Source organism: Citrobacter tructae, from assembly GCF_004684345.1.
In the GTDB taxonomy this organism is placed as follows: domain Bacteria; phylum Pseudomonadota; class Gammaproteobacteria; order Enterobacterales; family Enterobacteriaceae; genus Citrobacter; species Citrobacter tructae.
This window is the reverse complement of record NZ_CP038469.1, coordinates 2,094,907-2,111,506: the sequence shown is the minus strand read 5'-3', so window position 1 is coordinate 2,111,506 and position 16,600 is coordinate 2,094,907. Positions and strand designations below refer to the sequence as shown.

The following is a 16,600-nucleotide window of genomic DNA, read 5'->3' as shown; positions in this document are numbered from 1 at the left end:
ATGATTACGCACCGGTTTTTACCCCGGTGCGTATTTTTCGTCTATACCGCACATTTTGATAACTCCTTGATATTTAACCGCACAGAACATTAAAAACCTGCCAACACGAGAGTATTAATAAACGTTAATATTTGTGTGCTGAATAATTGGCAGGCTATCTATCAAGGTAAAACAAACCATGACTATAAAAAAAACAGCGCTGGCGGTATCGATCGGCGCAGCAGTGGCATTAACGACGTTCGCCTCCCAGGCGGAAATCACCGTTCTGAAACAAGATCCGCAGGCGGGTAATCCGCTGAGCCGTCTTAACTTCACCGTCGGCGGCAGTATTCGCCCCCAGTTCCAGAACATGGCGGGCGACGATGGCAAGAATGGTTACAAACGGAATGGTTTTGACGGCGGTACCCGTTTCCGCTTCGCCGCAGACTACTATCTGTTTGATGACATCAGTTGGGTGAGCTACTACGAGCTGGGCGTTAACTTCCCGGCGATGTTCAACTGGGATAATCACTATGCTAGTGGTGCCAACGACACGACGCGTCGTATGCTGTACACCGGGCTGAAGAGCGCAACCTGGGGGACGCTGACCTTCGGTCAACAGAACAGCATTTACTATGATGTGGTGGGTGCGAAAACGGATATCTGGGACTATGACATGATCGGTCAGGCGCCAGGTAACGGTATCAATGGCGACTACGACGGTTCATATCGTACGCGTAAATCGCTGAAGTATAAGAAAACCGTAGGCGATGTTGATCTCTACGCTTCTTACCTGTTCAGCGATGATTACAACCCGAACAACGGGTTGCGCTACAAACGTAAAGGCGGCGGCTCGCTGGGTGTGGATTACCACATTACCGATGACTTAACCTGGGGTACGGCGTGGAACTACACCCGTGCGGAAATGCGCGGCAACACCAGCAAAACCTACGATCAAAACATCGTGGGTACTGCACTGAGCTGGAAACCGGACAACTGGACCTTCTCCCTGGGTGGCGGCTGGTATCAAAACTTCATGACCACCAAAAAAGTGTCGGTTAACGACTACTTTGCCGGTGACGCGTGGGGTCTGGAATACTTTGCCGGTTACACCTTCCCGGTTGGTCAGTATGCGCTGAAATCTGTTCAGCCTTACTTTATGGGCGATCGTATTGAATACGTGAATGGCCGTAACTACCTGCGTACCGATAACGGCGTGGGGATCAGCTTCCAACTGGACTACGGCTTCCGTGTGGATTACGAACACGTCTTTACCTCCAGCACCGACAACCTGGGCGACATGAACCTGGTGCGTCTGCGTTACGACTTCTAAGTCGTATTTGTCCTGCCAGCGAGATCTGGCAGGGCATCTCTCCCATCCCCATTTAACGACACACTCAGCAACATCATGAAATAATTTCAAGGACAGCAGCGTGTGATCTGTGTCATGTTAAGAATCAGCCTGTTAACAGGCCAACAACAACAACGCCGCATGAACGGCGTGAGACACCACATCACAACGTTAAAATGGAGAGATTATGGGATTGCGCCACAGTTTACGCGTTACGACCGGGGCATTGTTACTGGCCTGCGGCTTACAGTTTGCCCACGCGAATAGCGATCCGCACACTATCGTATTCGGTGTAGCGCCGGGTCCTTACGGCGATATGGTGAAACAAGCCATTGCGCCGACGCTGAAAGAAAAGGGCTACAAGGTGGTGGTGCGTGAATTCAGCGACTACGTTCAGCCAAATATGGCGCTCTCCAATGGCAGCATTGACGCTAACCTGTTCCAGCACTCGCTGTACTTTGACAAATTCACCGCCGATAAAGGGCTGAAACTGAGTAAGCTGATTGTGGTCCCGACGGCTGGAATGGGCTTCTATTCGCATAAAATCAAAAGTCTGGATGAGCTGAAGAAAGGGGATGTCATTACCCTGTCAAACGATCCAACCAACCTGGCTCGCGGTTTGCGCTTCCTGCAATCCATCGATTTGATCACCATTAAAGATAATATCGATCCTACCAAAGCCTCCGAGCGTGATATCGCCAGCAACCCGAAAGGGCTGGTCTTTAAACCGCTGGAAGCCGCGCAGCTGCCACGTACGCTGGACGGCGTGACCGGGGCGCTGGTCAACGGTAACTTCGCCGTGGCGGCAAAGCTGGATCTCGCCAGTGCGTTAAAGCAAGAGCAGCTGGATGAAAACCTGAAAAACATCATCGCGGTACGCAGTGAAGATGCGGATAAACCATTCGCCAAAGACATTGTTGAAGCGGTGAAATCTCCGGCTTATCGTGCTGTGATCGACGATCCGAAAAATATCTACAGCGCCTTCCAGAAACCGGAATGGATGTCGGCAGCCCAATAATCGCTGCGCCAACGGTTTAACAGGGCAGCGATGACTGCCCTTTTCGCATTTCTGAGGTGGCTATGATTGAAATAGAGAAGGTTTGTGTGGATTTTACCGCAGGCCGTGGGCCGTCAACCCGTGCGGTTGATGACGTCAGCCTGCGTATTGGCGCAGGCGAGATATTCGGTATTGTCGGGACCAGCGGCGCGGGAAAAAGTACCCTGTTGCGAACGCTGAACGCCTTAACGCGCCCGAGTCAGGGAAGCGTAAAAGTGAACGGCGTGGAGATCTCTGCGCTCGAGGGGAGTCATTTACGCAAGGCGCGTCAGCGTATTGGCATGATCTTCCAGCACTTTAACCTGATGCATACCCGCACCGTGGCGCAAAACGTTGCCTTTAGTCTGAAGGCCGCGGGCTGGGAGCGCAGTAAAATTGCCCCGCGCGTGACGGAAATTCTGGCCCTGGTGGGCCTGTCTGATAAAGCTAACCGTTTTCCGGTTCAGCTCAGCGGTGGGCAGAAGCAACGCGTGGGTATTGCCCGTGCGATTGCCAACCACCCGGATGTGCTGCTCTGCGATGAGCCGACCTCGGCGTTAGATCTGGAAACGTCTGCCACCATCCTGGCGTTACTCAAGCAGATCAACCAACAGCTGGGGATCACGATCGTGCTGATCACCCACGAGATGAACGTGATCAAATCCATTTGCGATCGCGTGGCGGTCATGTCCGGCGGCAAGGTGGTGGAGTCCGGCGAGGTGTTTGACGTCTTTGCACATCCGCAGCACGCCTTCACCCAGCAGTTGGTGTCGCACACGCTTAACCTGACGCTACCGGAGCGCCTGCGGCAACATTTGCCGGGTCAGCTGTTAAAAATTCTGTTTATTGGCGATTCGGCGGAGCAGCCGGTGTTGTCTGAAGTGGCTGTTAAATTTGGCGTAGCGGTGAACATTTTGCACGGCAAAATTGAATATATCGGCGAACGGGCGCTGGGGATCTTAGTGGTTCAACTGACCGCGCCGCATAATCCTGCGGCGGTAGATGTCGCTGTAGAACACATTCGTCAACGTACCGCACAGGTGGAGGTTATTCGTGGATGATTTATTGCCGGATTTGACGCTGGCGTTCAATGAAACCTTCCAGATGCTAAGCATCTCTACGGTGCTGGCGATTGTTGGCGGCCTGCCTCTGGGCTTTTTAATCTTCGTGACCGACCGCCATTTATTCTGGCAGAACCGTTTTGTATATCTGCTGAGTTCCGTTCTTGTGAATATTATCCGCTCGGTGCCGTTTGTGATCCTGCTGGTGCTGTTGCTGCCGTTAACCCAGTTTCTGCTCGGCAATACCATTGGGCCAATTGCCGCGTCGGTGCCGCTGTCGGTGGCGGCGATTGCGTTCTATGCCCGACTGGTCGACAGCGCCCTGCGTGAGGTTGACAAGGGCATTATTGAAGCGGCGGAGGCCTTCGGTGCCAGTCCGATGCGCATCATTTGTACCGTGCTGTTACCGGAAGCCAGTGCGGGTCTGCTGCGTGGGTTGACGATAACGCTGGTCAGTCTGATCGGGTATTCCGCAATGGCTGGGATTGTTGGCGGCGGCGGGGTAGGTGACCTGGCGATTCGCTTCGGCTATTACCGCTATGAAACCCAGGTCATGATTGTCACCGTGGTGGCACTGATTATTCTGGTACAGGTTGTGCAGGTACTGGGCGACTGGCTGGCGAAACGCGCGGACAAGCGCGACCGGCATTAATGCGCCTGGATCCAGTCATTCACGTCCTGCCATGAGCCGCGGAATACGATTTTCGCGGCTTTCTTTTCCAGTTGATAGCGATACATCGGGTCGTAGTATTCGTTAAGTAACGGTATCAACCAGCCCATATGCGCGTCGGTACTTCCGTTGGTTTGTTGTTCTTGCAGGGCAACGTCCAGCAGTGCGGTCAGCTCCGCGAAGCGCTGTAATCCCAGACGACGACGGATAGCGAACAGGCCGTGATGCAAATATTCACTGTATTCCTGCCAGCCCTGAGTTTCCCCGTAGGCTTGGGTGAAATCGTGGTGCATGCGCACAAAATACTCTTCACGAAGCCGCTCGAGACGTAGCTCAAAGGGATCTTCCACTACCGCAATAGACGCCTGGCTCATGCGTTCACGCAAGCATTCGGGCAAATGATTGGCACCAATCATGCGGCCTTCATCTTCCAGCACCCAGCGATGCAGGTCCTGACGGCTATCGGTTTTCAGCATCTCGACCGCCAGCAGATTTTCAAAACTGGCCTGGCTCAGTTGGGGTTCTACCGTGCGACCAAAAGAAGAGCCGCGATGGTGCGCCAGACCTTCGAGGTCCACGCCGTTCGGCTGCAGTTGCACCAGCTGCGTTTTACCGCTGCCGGTGCAGCCGCCAATTAAGACGATGGGCTTTTGTACTAAATCTTCGGTTATCTGTATCGCTGCCTGACGCAGGGCCTTATAACCGCCTCGTACCAGCGGGTAGTCAATACCGGATTCACGCAGCCATTGCTGCACAATGTGCGAACGCTGACCGCCGCGTGCACAGCATAAAATCCCCTCGGGATGCTGATGACAGGCAGTTTGCCAGGCATTCATCCGCTGCTGGCGGACGTCACCGCTAACAAGTTGATGCCCAAGTGCCAGCGCAGCTTCCGGTCCCTGACGTTTGTAACAGGTACCGACAGCGGCACGTTCGTCATCGTTCATCAAGGGAAGGTTGATTGCGCTGGGCATCGCGCCTTGTTGAAATTCAACGGGCGCGCGTACATCGATTAAGGGCGTACCGGCGAGCAGAATCGCGCGATAGTCCGTTCCATCGTTCATGTTCAATCCTGAAAATACAAAACAGCAATGGAGGGGATTTTACGCGCCAGAGGAGGGGCCGGGGAAGGATAAAATCCATTCCCCGGCATTAATGGCTTATTTCAGCTTTGATTGCGCCCAGATAATGCCGCTGGCGTATTCCGGTGGCAGCAGGGGAATCAGCGCTTCCAGCGTTGCGCTCAGGCGAGCGGTATCGCTGTCGGTCAGGTTCAGGTGACCGACCTTGCGACCTTCGCGCACGTCTTTGTCGTACCAGTGCAGATGCACCAGTGGCAATTTCAGCCAGTCGTAGTTGAGGTCGCTGCCAATCAAATTCACCATCACTGAAGGACTGTTCACCACCGGCGTCGGTAATGGCAGGTTGGTAATGGCGCGCAGATGCAGTTCAAACTGGCTGATGCTGGCGCCGTTTTGCGTCCAGTGCCCACTGTTGTGGACGCGCGGAGCCAGTTCGTTGATCAGCAAGCCTTCCGGAGTGATAAAACACTCCATCGCCATCACGCCAACATAGCCCAGCTCCTGCATAATGGCAGAGAGCATCGCCTCGGCCTGTTCCTGCTGTTTGGCATTGGCCTGCGGGAAAGCGACGCTAGTGCGCAGAATGCCGTCCTGATGCAGGTTGTGGGTCAGCGGATAGAAGACGGTGCTGCCGTCGTGCGCGCGGGCACCTACCAGCGACACTTCGCCAGAGAAGTTGATCCCCCGCTCGACGATGCACTCACCGTAGCAGTCATCCGGCAGTTGTTCGGTTTCATGGGCGCGCAAACGCCACTGCCCGCGACCATCGTAGCCACCGACGCGGCGTTTGACGATCGCCAACTCGCCGAGTTTATCGAACACCGCAGACCATTCGTTTTTGTCTGCCAGCAGTTGCCATGGTGCGGTCGCCAGACCGAGCTTGTCAAAAAGCTGCTTTTGCGTCAGGCGGTCGGCAATAATCGGGAAGATATCACGGTTCACAAACGCCGGATGACGCGCCAGTTCGCGGGTTAGCGCAGTTTCCGGCCAGCGTTCAATCTCGGCGGTAATCACGCTTTGCTGAAAGGGAACGGCAGCGGGTTCGGCATCCAGTCCGACGGGCCAGACCGCAATCCCCAGCGGCTCACCGGCCTGACGCAGCATGCGCCCTAGTTGACCGTTGCCAAGTACGCAAACCTGCTTCATGCCGCACCTCGCGGGTCCGGGTTCTCCAGCACCTCATCGGTCTGCGCTTTACGCCAGTCGTGTAAACGCTGATGAAGTTCTTTATCGTGTGTCGCCAGAATTTGTGCCGCCAGCAGGGCTGCATTCGCCGCGCCCGCTTTACCAATCGCCAGCGTTCCGACTGGAATACCGCGTGGCATTTGCACGATGGAGTAAAGGCTGTCTACACCGCTTAGCGCTGCGCTTTGCACCGGAACGCCTAACACTGGCACCAGCGTTTTCGCCGCAATCATGCCTGGCAGATGTGCTGCACCGCCTGCGCCTGCAATGATCACCTGATAGCCATTTTCTTCAGCACTTTCGGCGAAGCTGAACAGCCTGTCGGGGGTGCGGTGGGCAGAGACCACTTCAACATGGTGCGGGACATTCAGGATTTCGAAGATTTCGGCGGCGAACTGCATGGTAGCCCAGTCGCTTTTGGACCCCATCACGATGGCGACACGCGCCGGATTATTGCGGGAAGACATGCGTCTGAAAACTCCTGTGGTGCACTACACTCGACTTTTGAGGCCACAGAGAATAGCATATTTCGCTCTCAAGGAAAACGATTGCGTATCCTGTACTACAGACGTTTCGGGAAGGAATTAAAACGGAAAAGCGATCAGCTTAACGTCGTCAGCAGTGACCTTAACCATCGAACCTTCGGTGTGCCATGCGCCTAGCACCACGCGGAAAGCGGGTTGGTGACTGGCCGTCAGTTCATGCACTGCCGGGCGGTGGGTATGGCCGTGGATCAACCATTGCACCTGATTCTTTTCCATCGCACTGACTACCGCGTTTTGGTTAACGTCCATGATTTCCAGCGATTTGCTGCTGTTGGCGGCTTTGCTGTTGGCGCGCATCTTAGCGGCAATGCGTTGGCGAATACACAAAGGTAGGGCAAGAAACAGCGTTTGTAACCAAGGTTGATGCACTTTGGCGCGAAACGCCTGATAGCCAGCGTCGTCGGTGCACAAGGTGTCACCATGCATGATTAGTACCTTGCGGCCATACAGGTCGAGTACTTTTTCCTCGGGAAGCAAGGTCATGCCGCTTTCACGGGCAAAACGCTTACCGAGCAGGAAATCACGATTACCGTGAATGAAATAGCAGGGGACACCGGCGTCAGCCAGCGTTTTTATCGCGGTGGCTATTTCATGGTGCAGCGGATTGGGGTCGTCATCGCCTATCCAGGCTTCGAACAGATCGCCAAGAATGTACAGCGCATCGGCTGTTTGTGCTTCACCGGCTAAAAAACGCAGAAAACCGGCGGTGATCGCCGGTTCTTCCGTGCAGAGGTGAAGATCTGCAATAAACAGTGTCGCCACGATTACTCGCTGACGGTCACGTTTTCGATAATAACGTCTTCTTTCGGTACGTCCTGGTGCATGCCGCTGCGGCCAGTGGAAACGTTTTTGATTTTATCAACCACGTCCATACCTTCAACCACTTCAGCAAACACACAGTAGCCCCAGCCTTGCATGCTTTCGCCGGAGAAGTTCAGGAAGTCGTTGTCGGCAACGTTGATGAAGAACTGAGCGGTTGCAGAGTGCGGAGCCTGAGTACGGGCCATCGCCAGCGTACCACGGGTATTTTTCAGACCGTTGTTAGCTTCGTTTTTGATAGCTTCTTTGGTTTCTTTTTGCTTCATGCCTGGCTCAAAACCGCCGCCCTGGATCATGAAACCATTGATAACACGGTGGAAAATGGTGTTGTTATAGAAACCTTCGCGGCAGTAGTCCAGGAAGTTTTTAACTGTTTCAGGCGCTTTATCATCAAACGTTTTGATTACGATATCGCCGTGATTAGTGTGGAAAGTAACCATTTTTGCATCCTGTTCCGATAGAGTGGTGCTTCGACCCTGGTCAGGGTCACATGATAGGGGCTTGTTATAGCATAACCGCAAGCTGTGATCACCTTGCAAAGTGTGCTGCTTCGGGGGCAAATTATAGGTATTATAGGGCTTTGTTATCCACACACGTCTACACGGAATCTTCGATGTTAAAAATCTTTAATACACTGACGCGCCAAAAAGAGGAATTCAAACCCATTCATGCCGGGGAAGTCGGCATGTACGTGTGTGGTATCACCGTTTACGATCTCTGTCATATTGGTCACGGACGTACCTTCGTTTCTTTCGACGTGGTCGCGCGTTACCTGCGCTTCCTCGGCTATAAACTGAAGTACGTGCGCAACATTACCGATATCGACGACAAAATCATTAAGCGCGCTAATGAAAATGGTGAGAGCTTTGTGGCGTTGGTCGATCGCATGATCGCGGAAATGCACAACGATTTCGACGCGCTGAATATTCTGCGCCCGGATCTTGAACCACGCGCTACGCATCATATTGCGGAAATTATTGAAATCACCGAACAGCTGATCGCCAAAGGCCACGCCTATGTAGCCGATAACGGCGATGTGATGTTCGACGTGCCGACTGATCCGCACTACGGTCAGCTGTCGCGCCAGGATCTAGATCAACTGCAGGCGGGTGCCCGCGTGGATGTGGTTGATGTGAAACGTAACCCGATGGACTTCGTGCTGTGGAAGATGTCCAAAGAGGGCGAACCTAGCTGGCCGTCGCCGTGGGGTGCGGGCCGTCCTGGTTGGCACATTGAATGTTCGGCGATGAACTGCAAACAGCTGGGCAACCATTTCGATATTCATGGCGGCGGTTCTGATCTGATGTTCCCACACCATGAGAACGAAATCGCGCAGTCCACCTGTGCGCACGACGGTGAATACGTCAACTACTGGATGCACTCCGGGATGGTGATGGTTGACCGTGAGAAAATGTCCAAATCGCTGGGCAACTTCTTTACCGTGCGCGACGTGCTGAAATACTACGACGCCGAAACCATTCGCTATTTCCTGATGTCCGGCCACTATCGTAGCCAACTGAACTACAGCGAAGAGAACCTGAAACAGGCGCGCTCTGCGCTGGAGCGTCTGTACACCGCGCTGCGCGGTACCGACAAATCCGTGGTGCCAGCTGGTGGTGAAGCCTTTGAAGCGCGTTTCATTGAAGCAATGGACGACGACTTCAACACGCCGGAAGCCTACTCCGTGCTGTTTGATATGGCGCGTGAAGTGAACCGTCTGAAGGGCGAAGATATGGCCGCGGCTAACGGCATGGCTGCGCATCTGCGTAAACTGTCCGGCGTACTGGGCCTGCTGGAGCAGGATCCGGAAGCGTTCCTGCAAAGCGGTGCGCAGGCGGATGACGGTGAAGTTGCTGAAATTGAAGCGTTGATCCAACAGCGTTTAGATGCCCGTAAAGCGAAAAACTGGGCGGCGGCAGATGCGGCGCGTGACCGTCTCAACGAGATGGGCATTGTGCTGGAAGACGGCCCGCAAGGCACCACCTGGCGTCGTAAGTAATTCTCTTGATTGCCGGATGGCGCAATGCGTCGCCATTCGGCAAATTAGTGCTTTCTATACCACCACAGCACCCCCATCATTACGGCTCCTGGTAGCCATACCCACATCAATTCCGAAATAATCACCTGATGCCCGTACGGTGTGGCGTAGCGCGACAGCGCAAACGGCGCGACCTTAATCACCTGCCATGGCGCAAAAAAGCGTTCATCTGACCACGGCCACAGCCAACCAACACCTTTCCCTCCGGTCGTTACCGAATCCAGCAGGCTGTGTGACAGCAGTGAAACCGTCAGGAATAGCCAGCAGCGAATCAGCCCGGTTTTAAACCATCGTCGGCCAATCATTACGCACAGTAGCGGCACCACGAAGGCGAACAATAGCGAGTGGGTAAATCCACGGTGACCAAACACGTTGCCGTAGGCGATGCCGAACTTAAATGACAGGACGTCGGCATCAGGCAGCATTGCCAACACAACCCCGGCATACAGCAAGCGTGGTGGAATGGCTTTGAGTCCCAGACCCAATCCTAAGCAAAGAGGTACGGCTGCGTGGGTAACGATGGTTGGCATGATGGTCGCTTCGTATGAGAAAACAACATGCTAACAGCCTGGTGTGAAGTGACGGTGAAGTTAATTATCTGAAAATGCGGGGAACGGGCCGGATGCGGTGTGAACCGCTATCCGGCACTTGGGATCATGCCACGACGTTAATGCTTTGGCCTTCGAAGCTCACGGTTTGTCCGGCAACGATTTTACAGCGCTTACGCGTTTCTACTACACCGTCGACCTTCACCAACCCTTCGCCAATGGCGATTTTTGCCTGGGCGCCGCTTTCGCTCCAGCCTTCCAGCTTCAGCAGATCGCAGAGTTCAACGTGTGGGTGTTTACCCAGTGAAAATGTGGCCATCTTAAACGTCCTTTACATCATGATATTCAACGCACGCCTGGAGCGTGTTTTCGATAAGTGTGGCGACGGTCATGGGGCCAACGCCACCCGGTACCGGCGTAATATACGAGGCACGCGCAGCAGCATCTTCAAAGACCACATCGCCAACAACCTTACCATTCTCCAGACGGTTGATGCCGACATCAATCACAATCGCACCTTCTTTGATCCATTCACCGGGAATAAAGCCCGGTTTGCCGACGGCGACAATCAGCAGGTCAGCATGCTCAACGTGGCGACGCAGATCTTTGGTGAAGCGATGGGTTACCGTGGTGGTACAACCCGCCAGCAGCAGCTCCATGCTCATCGGGCGACCGACAATGTTTGAAGCGCCAATCACTACGGCATTCAGGCCGTAGGTATCGATGTTGTAACGCTCAAGCAGGGTCACTATACCGCGTGGCGTACACGGACGCAGGCGCGGCGCACGTTGGCACAGGCGACCGACGTTATACGGGTGGAAGCCGTCGACGTCTTTATCCGGCGCAATGCGTTCCAGCACTTTGACGTTGTCGATGCCCGCCGGTAACGGTAGCTGGACCAAGATACCGTCGATGGCGGCGTCCGCATTGAGCGTATCGATAAGCTCAAGAAGTTCCGCCTCACTGGTGGTTTCAGGCAGGTCATAGGAGCGGGAGACGAACCCCACTTCGTCGCAGGCTTTGCGCTTACTCGCGACGTAAATTTGCGAAGCCGGGTTGCTACCTACCAGCACAACAGCCAGGCCTGGGGCGCGTAATCCAGCCGCTAAACGCGCCTGAACTTTTTGAGCAACCTCAGAGCGTACCTGCTGCGCAATCGTTTTACCGTCAATAATCTTTGCTGCCATCAGAGAGAGGATTCCGTCTGTTACGTTAAATCGAAGGGGATGTCACTATTTTGTCAGAAGCGCAGCGTGCTGTCAGTTTTCGTTTGCATTTTTAGGTGAGATTTGGCGCGGCATGTTGCGGCAACGCAGAAGAGTCAGAATACGAAAGCATTGGAATGATTAATGAGCATGCTAATTAAATTTAACCCTAATGAAACAATTCATCACCCTTCTGTTTTTATGGGTAATGCTTCATAAACCAGACTGTTACGTACTATTGTGGCGGTGTTTAAGTAATATTTACCCAGACTTTTCTTAGATCCCAATAAGAATTAGCCAGGGCCATTACAAGGATTTGCAGGTATTTTTCATTAATTGAAATGTTTAATTTATCCCGGTGACGAATTGTCATATTCGTAAAGATTAATTAGTGAATCTCGTGCTCAGGAGAGTTGGAGTCAGAATCGCTAATTCTCTTTCGATATATATCTTTACAGGATGCAGAGATAATTTGCCTGACATTTAATGTCGATAATGATTCAAACGGATCCGGCAGGATACCGGAACCGGATGTGTGTAATTCAAGGGAAATCCATGAAACGTAAATTAATTAACTCTTCTGTTATTGCCAGCCTGATGTTAGTGGCAGGTGCCGCAGTCGCAGCAGATCCGGTCAGCGTGAGCGGCGGTACCGTTCATTTTGAAGGTGAACTGGTTAATGCAGCTTGTGCGGTGAGTACTCAGTCAGCCGATCAGGTGGTGACATTAGGGCAGTACCGTACCGCCAGCTTTGCTGCGGTGGGTGATACCACAGCACAGATTCCATTCTCCATCGTGCTGAATGACTGCGATCCTGCCGTTGCCGCGACGGCAGCCGTGGCTTTCTCTGGTCAGGCGGATGCCACCAACTCGGCCCTGCTGGCTGTTTCTTCAGGGAATAACACCACCACTGCTAGCGGTGTAGGTATTGAGATTCTGGACAATGCGTCTACTGCATTGAAACCTGATGGAGCGACCTTCTCTACTGCCCAGGCGCTGGTAGAAGGGACCAACACTTTGCGTTTCTCTGCTCGTTATAAAGCGACCGCTGCAGCTGCCACACCAGGCCAGGCAAATGCCGATGCCACCTTCATCATGAAATACGAATAAGCCGTTCTGATTTGCACAAGGAAGACGACAGCCTCAATGGATGAGGCAATATCCGGGGATGAAGAGGGATGTGGCAAATAACTTACAAAGGGATGACGCTGGCGGGAATGCTGTGCGTAATGCCTGCGCTTGCACAGACGGTAATACTGGAAAGCGGTCGCCTCCATCTGCGTGGGCAGTTCGTCAATGGAGCCTGTACGGTCGCCTCCGATAGCCAGAGCTTGCGGGTGCAGATGGGGCAATATCGCACCAATGCTTTCGGAGAACCGGGAAGTTTTGCCTCGACCAGCGTACCGTTTTCGCTGCGCTTAACGTCCTGCAGCGCTGACGTTTATGACCATGTTGGGATTGCGTTTGCCGGCGTCACGCCTGCAGAAGATCCGCAGGTTTTTCTGGCTAGCGGCGATGCGTCTGCGGCCTCGGGCATTGGCCTGGCATTATTTGATGAGGGACAAAGACAAATTATTCCGAACGCGCTGCCGCTTCATTATGCCCCTATTTTAACGCAGGAAATGAAGTTTCATTTCACCGCTCGCTATCGGGCCGTCTCGGAAAAAATCACCCCGGGAACGCTTCGTTCAGACGTGTGGTTTACGTTGGTCTATCCCTGATTTATTTACCGACGATAATCACACCAAAGGTATTTGTAGCCATGTTTAATTATCTTAAATCAGGTTTTATTATTTTCTTCGCCTTATTTGCTTCCGGTAGCGTACAGGCTGCTGGTGGAATTGCATTAGGTGCCACCCGCGTTATTTATCCTGCCGAGGCTAAACAAACTTCTCTGGCAATTAGCAACAGTGATACCAAAGAACGTTTCCTGGTTAATTCATGGATTGAGAATAGCGCAGGCGTTAAAGAAAAAGCATTTGTGGTGACACCGCCGCTGTTTGTCAGCGAACCCAAAAGCGAAAATACGCTGCGTATTATCTATGCCGGACAGCCTCTGCCCACCGACCGCGAATCGCTGTTCTGGATGAACGTGAAGGCGATTCCGTCCGTCAATAAAAACAGCCTTGAAGGTAAAAACGTTCTGCAACTGGCGATCCTGTCGCGCATTAAACTCTTTGTCCGACCGAATAATCTGCCGCAAATACCAGAAGATGCGCCCGGCATGTTGCAATTTTCTCGTTCTGGTAACCAGTTGAAAATTACGAATCCGTCAGCCTATTACGTCACGCTGGTCAACCTCAATGTGGGAAAAACGAAGGTTGATAACGTTATGGTGGCACCGAAAAACGCGACGCAGATCCCGGTGCCTGCAGGTGTTCAGGGCAACGTGACGTTTCAGACGGTCAATGATTACGGCGCAGTGACCCCTGCCAAAACGGTCAGCGTGCGTTGAGAAAACGATGAATAAGACAACGTATTTACCTGGCCTGTTACCGGGGGTTACGCTACCGCTAGCGGGCGTGGCGTTGTCCACGCTGGCAGCGGTATTTCCGCTATCAGGCCACGGGGAAAGCTATTTTAACCCTGCATTTTTATCTGCGGATACGGCGTCCGTGGCAGATTTGTCGCGTTTTGAAAAAGGTAATCACCAGCCTGAAGGCGTCTACCGTGTAGATATCTGGCGCAATGATGAGTTTATTGCCACCCAGGATGTCCATTTTGCCACCAGTACGGCTAAAACCGGCGAGAAATCCGGTGGGCTGATGCCGTGTTTTGGTCTCGACTGGGTTAAGCGTCTGGGCGTTAACACGGCGGCGTTTCCGGCGCTCAATCAGGACCCGAACAGTACCTGTATTAATTTGCCCGAGGCGATCCCAGGCAGCGAAATCGCCTTTGATTTCTCTGCACTGCGCCTGAATATCAGTTTGCCGCAGGCCAGTATGCTAAACAGCGCGCGTGGCTACATCCCACCAGAGGAGTGGGATGAAGGCATTCCGGCGGCGCTGGTTAACTACAGCTTTACTGGCAGTCGCGGGAGCGACTCTGACAGCTATTTCTTAAGCATGCTGAGCGGCCTGAATTACGGTCCCTGGCGACTCAGAAATAACGGTGCCTGGAGTTATTCCAAAGGTGACGGCTATCATTCGCAGAGCTGGAAAAATATCGGGACCTGGCTTCAGCGCGCCATTATTCCGCTGAAAGGCGAACTGGTGATGGGCGACAGCAATACCGGTAACGACGTCTTTGACAGCGTCGGGTTTCGCGGTGCGCGGCTCTATTCTTCAGACAGCATGTATCCAGATAGCTTGCAGGGGTATGCGCCCACTGTTCGCGGTATTGCCCGTACTGCAGCGAAGCTGACCATCCGCCAGAACGGTTATGTTATCTACCAAAGCTATGTGTCGCCAGGCGCGTTCTCGATTACCGACCTCAACCCTACGTCGTCCAGTGGTGACCTTGAAGTGACGGTGGATGAAAAAGATGGCAGTCAGCAGCGCTATACGGTGCCGTACTCCACGGTTCCGTTGTTACAGCGTGAGGGGCGCATGAAGTATGACCTGGTGGCCGGGGATTTCCGCAGCGGTAACAGCCAGCAATCATCACCGTTTTTCGTCCAGGGCACGTTAATAGCCGGGCTGCCCGAAGGGTATACCGCCTATGGCGGCACGCAGCTGGCCTCACGTTACAGTGCGCTGGTGTTTGGCACCGGGCGTAATCTGGGCGACTGGGGCGCGGTCTCCGTCGATTTAACCCATGCGCGCAGCCAACTGGCGGATGACAGCACTCACCAGGGGCAATCGCTGCGTTTCCTGTACGCAAAATCACTGAATAACGTGGGCACCAATTTCCAGCTGTTGGGATATCGCTATTCGACGCGCGGGTTTTATACCCTCGACGACGTGGCGTACCGCAATATGGAAGGTTATGAGTACGAATATGACAGCGAAGGCAATCGTCATAAGGTGCCAGTGGTACAGAGCTATCACAATCTGAGCTACAGCAAAAAAGGCCGTTTTCAGATCAACATTTCGCAGAATCTCGGGGACTACGGATCGCTGTATGTCTCGGGGAGTCAGCAAACCTACTGGAATACGTCTGATACCAATACCTGGTATCAACTCGGCTATGCCAGTGGCTGGCAGGGAATTAGCTATTCGCTCTCCTGGTCGTGGAGCGAATCGGTAGGGATCGCCGATACCGACAGGATTCTGGCTTTCAATATGTCGGTGCCGTTCAGTCTGCTGACCGGCCGACGCTATACGCGTGATAACGCGCTCGACCGCACCTATGCCACCTTTAACGCTAACCGTAATAGCAACGGACAAAACAGCTGGCAGAGCGGGATTGGCGGTACGTTGCTTGACGGGCGCAACCTGAGCTACAGCGTGAATCAGGGTCACAGCAGCACCAATGGTTACAGCGGTAGCGCCAGCGCAAACTGGCAGGCGGCCTATGGCACGCTAGGCATGGGATACAACTATGACCGCGACCAGCACGACTATAACTGGCAACTCTCCGGTGGCGTGATAGGGCATGCGGACGGCATTACCCTTAGCCAGCCTCTGGGTGATACCAATGTGCTGATTAAAGCCCCTGGCGCCCAGGGCGTAAGGATAGAGAACCAGACCGGCGTGCAGACTGACTGGCGCGGTTACGCGGTCATGCCGTATGCCACCGTCTATCGCTACAACCGCGTGGCGCTGGATACCAATTCAATGAACAACCATACCGATGTGGAAAATAACGTCAGCAGCGTGGTGCCGACGCAGGGAGCGCTGGTGAGGGCGGCGTTTGATACGCGTATTGGCGTGCGAGCGTTGATCACGGTTCAACTGGCTGGAAAACCCGTGCCGTTCGGTTCCATTGTGCGAGAAACCGCCAGCGGTGTGACCAGTATGGTGGGGGAAGATGGACAAATCTACCTGAGCGGTCTGCCGCTAAAAGGCGAGTTGCTGATCCAGTGGGGCGAAGGTGCGAAGGCACGCTGCACGGCGCACTATGCCTTGCCGGAGGAGAGTTTGAAACAAGCGGTGACGCTCACCAATGTGACCTGCAAACGCCCGTCGGCATGAAAGGAA

At 53.6% G+C, this 16,600-nt stretch carries 17 protein-coding genes; 9 read left to right on the top strand and 8 right to left on the bottom strand.

Annotation, left to right across the window (positions count from 1 at the left end):
- Nucleotides 1-178 precede the first annotated feature (178 nt).
- The 4 genes from E4Z61_RS10995 (at nt 179) to E4Z61_RS10980 (ending at nt 4,079) form a co-directional block, all read left to right on the top strand.
- Nucleotides 179-1,312, top strand: a complete 1,134-nt coding sequence (locus E4Z61_RS10995) for a porin (protein ID WP_135322793.1) — start codon at nt 179-181, stop codon at nt 1,310-1,312.
- 205 nt (nt 1,313-1,517) lie between these two features.
- Nucleotides 1,518-2,348: a MetQ/NlpA family ABC transporter substrate-binding protein gene (locus E4Z61_RS10990; RefSeq protein ID WP_135322792.1), complete on the top strand. Its 831-nt coding sequence runs from the start codon at nt 1,518-1,520 to the stop codon at nt 2,346-2,348.
- Between the two features lie 62 nt (nt 2,349-2,410).
- Nucleotides 2,411-3,427: a virulence-associated ABC transporter ATP-binding protein SfbB gene (sfbB, locus tag E4Z61_RS10985; RefSeq protein WP_135322791.1), complete on the top strand. Its 1,017-nt coding sequence runs from the start codon at nt 2,411-2,413 to the stop codon at nt 3,425-3,427.
- Nucleotides 3,420-4,079, top strand: a complete 660-nt coding sequence (locus E4Z61_RS10980) for a methionine ABC transporter permease (protein ID WP_005125237.1) — start codon at nt 3,420-3,422, stop codon at nt 4,077-4,079. The genes sfbB and E4Z61_RS10980 overlap by 8 nt, the downstream gene beginning before the upstream one ends.
- Here E4Z61_RS10980 and mnmH read toward each other — a convergent pair.
- From mnmH to ppiB, 5 genes are all read right to left on the bottom strand, one after another.
- A complete protein-coding gene (mnmH, locus tag E4Z61_RS10975; protein ID WP_135322790.1) occupies nt 4,076-5,161 on the bottom strand; it encodes a tRNA 2-selenouridine(34) synthase MnmH in 1,086 nt (361 codons plus the stop codon). The genes E4Z61_RS10980 and mnmH overlap by 4 nt on opposite strands.
- 96 nt (nt 5,162-5,257) lie before the next feature.
- Nucleotides 5,258-6,325: a 5-(carboxyamino)imidazole ribonucleotide synthase gene (gene purK / locus E4Z61_RS10970; protein WP_135322789.1), complete on the bottom strand. Its 1,068-nt coding sequence runs from the start codon at nt 6,323-6,325 to the stop codon at nt 5,258-5,260.
- Nucleotides 6,322-6,831 (bottom strand): 5-(carboxyamino)imidazole ribonucleotide mutase, encoded by a 510-nt coding sequence (purE, locus tag E4Z61_RS10965; protein WP_096758002.1) that lies wholly within the window; start codon nt 6,829-6,831, stop codon nt 6,322-6,324. Before purE ends, purK begins: the two co-directional genes overlap by 4 nt.
- Nucleotides 6,832-6,948: 117 nt before the next feature.
- On the bottom strand, nt 6,949-7,671 hold the full coding sequence (lpxH, locus tag E4Z61_RS10960; protein ID WP_135322788.1) for a UDP-2,3-diacylglucosamine diphosphatase: 723 nt from the start codon (nt 7,669-7,671) through the stop codon (nt 6,949-6,951).
- Nucleotides 7,672-7,673: 2 nt separating this feature from the next.
- Nucleotides 7,674-8,168: a peptidylprolyl isomerase B gene (gene ppiB, locus E4Z61_RS10955; RefSeq protein WP_115259171.1), complete on the bottom strand. Its 495-nt coding sequence runs from the start codon at nt 8,166-8,168 to the stop codon at nt 7,674-7,676.
- A 173-nt stretch (nt 8,169-8,341) separates the two neighbouring features.
- Here ppiB and cysS point away from each other — a divergent pair, with 173 nt between their 5' ends.
- The gene (gene cysS / locus E4Z61_RS10950) at nt 8,342-9,727 is read left to right on the top strand and encodes a cysteine--tRNA ligase (RefSeq protein ID WP_135322787.1); all 1,386 of its coding nucleotides are present in this window, start codon (nt 8,342-8,344) and stop codon (nt 9,725-9,727) included.
- A gap of 44 nt (nt 9,728-9,771) precedes the next feature.
- On the opposite strand, the gene E4Z61_RS10945 is transcribed toward cysS, so the two are convergent.
- The 3 genes from E4Z61_RS10945 to folD all read right to left on the bottom strand — a co-directional run bounded on the left by E4Z61_RS10945 (nt 9,772) and on the right by folD (nt 11,501).
- Nucleotides 9,772-10,296, bottom strand: a complete 525-nt coding sequence (locus E4Z61_RS10945) for a metal-dependent hydrolase (protein ID WP_135322786.1) — start codon at nt 10,294-10,296, stop codon at nt 9,772-9,774.
- A gap of 124 nt (nt 10,297-10,420) precedes the next feature.
- Nucleotides 10,421-10,633 (bottom strand): ribosome-associated protein YbcJ, encoded by a 213-nt coding sequence (gene ybcJ / locus E4Z61_RS10940; RefSeq protein ID WP_096757997.1) that lies wholly within the window; start codon nt 10,631-10,633, stop codon nt 10,421-10,423.
- A 1-nt stretch (nt 10,634) separates the two neighbouring features.
- The gene (folD, locus tag E4Z61_RS10935; RefSeq protein WP_135322785.1) at nt 10,635-11,501 is read right to left on the bottom strand and encodes a bifunctional methylenetetrahydrofolate dehydrogenase/methenyltetrahydrofolate cyclohydrolase FolD; all 867 of its coding nucleotides are present in this window, start codon (nt 11,499-11,501) and stop codon (nt 10,635-10,637) included.
- Between the two features lie 573 nt (nt 11,502-12,074).
- On the opposite strand from folD, the gene fimA reads away from it, so the two are divergent.
- The 4 genes from fimA to E4Z61_RS10915 all read left to right on the top strand — a co-directional run bounded on the left by fimA (nt 12,075) and on the right by E4Z61_RS10915 (nt 16,594).
- Nucleotides 12,075-12,629, top strand: a complete 555-nt coding sequence (gene fimA, locus E4Z61_RS10930) for a type 1 fimbrial major subunit FimA (RefSeq protein WP_135322784.1) — start codon at nt 12,075-12,077, stop codon at nt 12,627-12,629.
- A 68-nt stretch (nt 12,630-12,697) separates the two neighbouring features.
- On the top strand, nt 12,698-13,240 hold the full coding sequence (gene fimI / locus E4Z61_RS10925; RefSeq protein WP_420808702.1) for a type 1 fimbrial protein subunit FimI: 543 nt from the start codon (nt 12,698-12,700) through the stop codon (nt 13,238-13,240).
- Between the two features lie 41 nt (nt 13,241-13,281).
- Nucleotides 13,282-13,974 carry a type 1 fimbria chaperone FimC gene (gene fimC, locus E4Z61_RS10920; RefSeq protein WP_135322783.1) on the top strand — a complete coding sequence of 231 codons (693 nt, stop codon included), beginning with the start codon at nt 13,282-13,284 and terminating at the stop codon, nt 13,972-13,974.
- A 7-nt stretch (nt 13,975-13,981) separates the two neighbouring features.
- Entirely contained in the window at nt 13,982-16,594 is a 2,613-nt protein-coding gene (locus E4Z61_RS10915; RefSeq protein ID WP_135322782.1) for a fimbrial biogenesis usher protein, read from the top strand.
- The last annotated feature ends 6 nt before the right edge of the window (nt 16,595-16,600 follow it).

What these genes read in the sequence shown, in the direction of transcription:
- ppiB (WP_115259171.1), bottom strand. Translation starts at nt 8,168, where the DNA reads ATGGTTACTTTCCACACTAATCACGGCGATATCGTAATCAAAACGTTT.
- purK (WP_135322789.1), bottom strand. Translation starts at nt 6,325, where the DNA reads ATGAAGCAGGTTTGCGTACTTGGCAACGGTCAACTAGGGCGCATGCTG.
- sfbB (WP_135322791.1), top strand. Translation starts at nt 2,411, where the DNA reads ATGATTGAAATAGAGAAGGTTTGTGTGGATTTTACCGCAGGCCGTGGG.
- fimC (WP_135322783.1), top strand. Translation starts at nt 13,282, where the DNA reads ATGTTTAATTATCTTAAATCAGGTTTTATTATTTTCTTCGCCTTATTT.
- fimA (WP_135322784.1), top strand. Translation starts at nt 12,075, where the DNA reads ATGAAACGTAAATTAATTAACTCTTCTGTTATTGCCAGCCTGATGTTA.
- E4Z61_RS10915 (WP_135322782.1), top strand. Translation starts at nt 13,982, where the DNA reads ATGAATAAGACAACGTATTTACCTGGCCTGTTACCGGGGGTTACGCTA.
- E4Z61_RS10995 (WP_135322793.1), top strand. Translation starts at nt 179, where the DNA reads ATGACTATAAAAAAAACAGCGCTGGCGGTATCGATCGGCGCAGCAGTG.
- purE (WP_096758002.1), bottom strand. Translation starts at nt 6,831, where the DNA reads ATGTCTTCCCGCAATAATCCGGCGCGTGTCGCCATCGTGATGGGGTCC.
- folD (WP_135322785.1), bottom strand. Translation starts at nt 11,501, where the DNA reads ATGGCAGCAAAGATTATTGACGGTAAAACGATTGCGCAGCAGGTACGC.
- cysS (WP_135322787.1), top strand. Translation starts at nt 8,342, where the DNA reads ATGTTAAAAATCTTTAATACACTGACGCGCCAAAAAGAGGAATTCAAA.
- fimI (WP_420808702.1), top strand. Translation starts at nt 12,698, where the DNA reads ATGTGGCAAATAACTTACAAAGGGATGACGCTGGCGGGAATGCTGTGC.
- ybcJ (WP_096757997.1), bottom strand. Translation starts at nt 10,633, where the DNA reads ATGGCCACATTTTCACTGGGTAAACACCCACACGTTGAACTCTGCGAT.
- E4Z61_RS10945 (WP_135322786.1), bottom strand. Translation starts at nt 10,296, where the DNA reads ATGCCAACCATCGTTACCCACGCAGCCGTACCTCTTTGCTTAGGATTG.
- mnmH (WP_135322790.1), bottom strand. Translation starts at nt 5,161, where the DNA reads ATGAACGATGGAACGGACTATCGCGCGATTCTGCTCGCCGGTACGCCC.
- E4Z61_RS10990 (WP_135322792.1), top strand. Translation starts at nt 1,518, where the DNA reads ATGGGATTGCGCCACAGTTTACGCGTTACGACCGGGGCATTGTTACTG.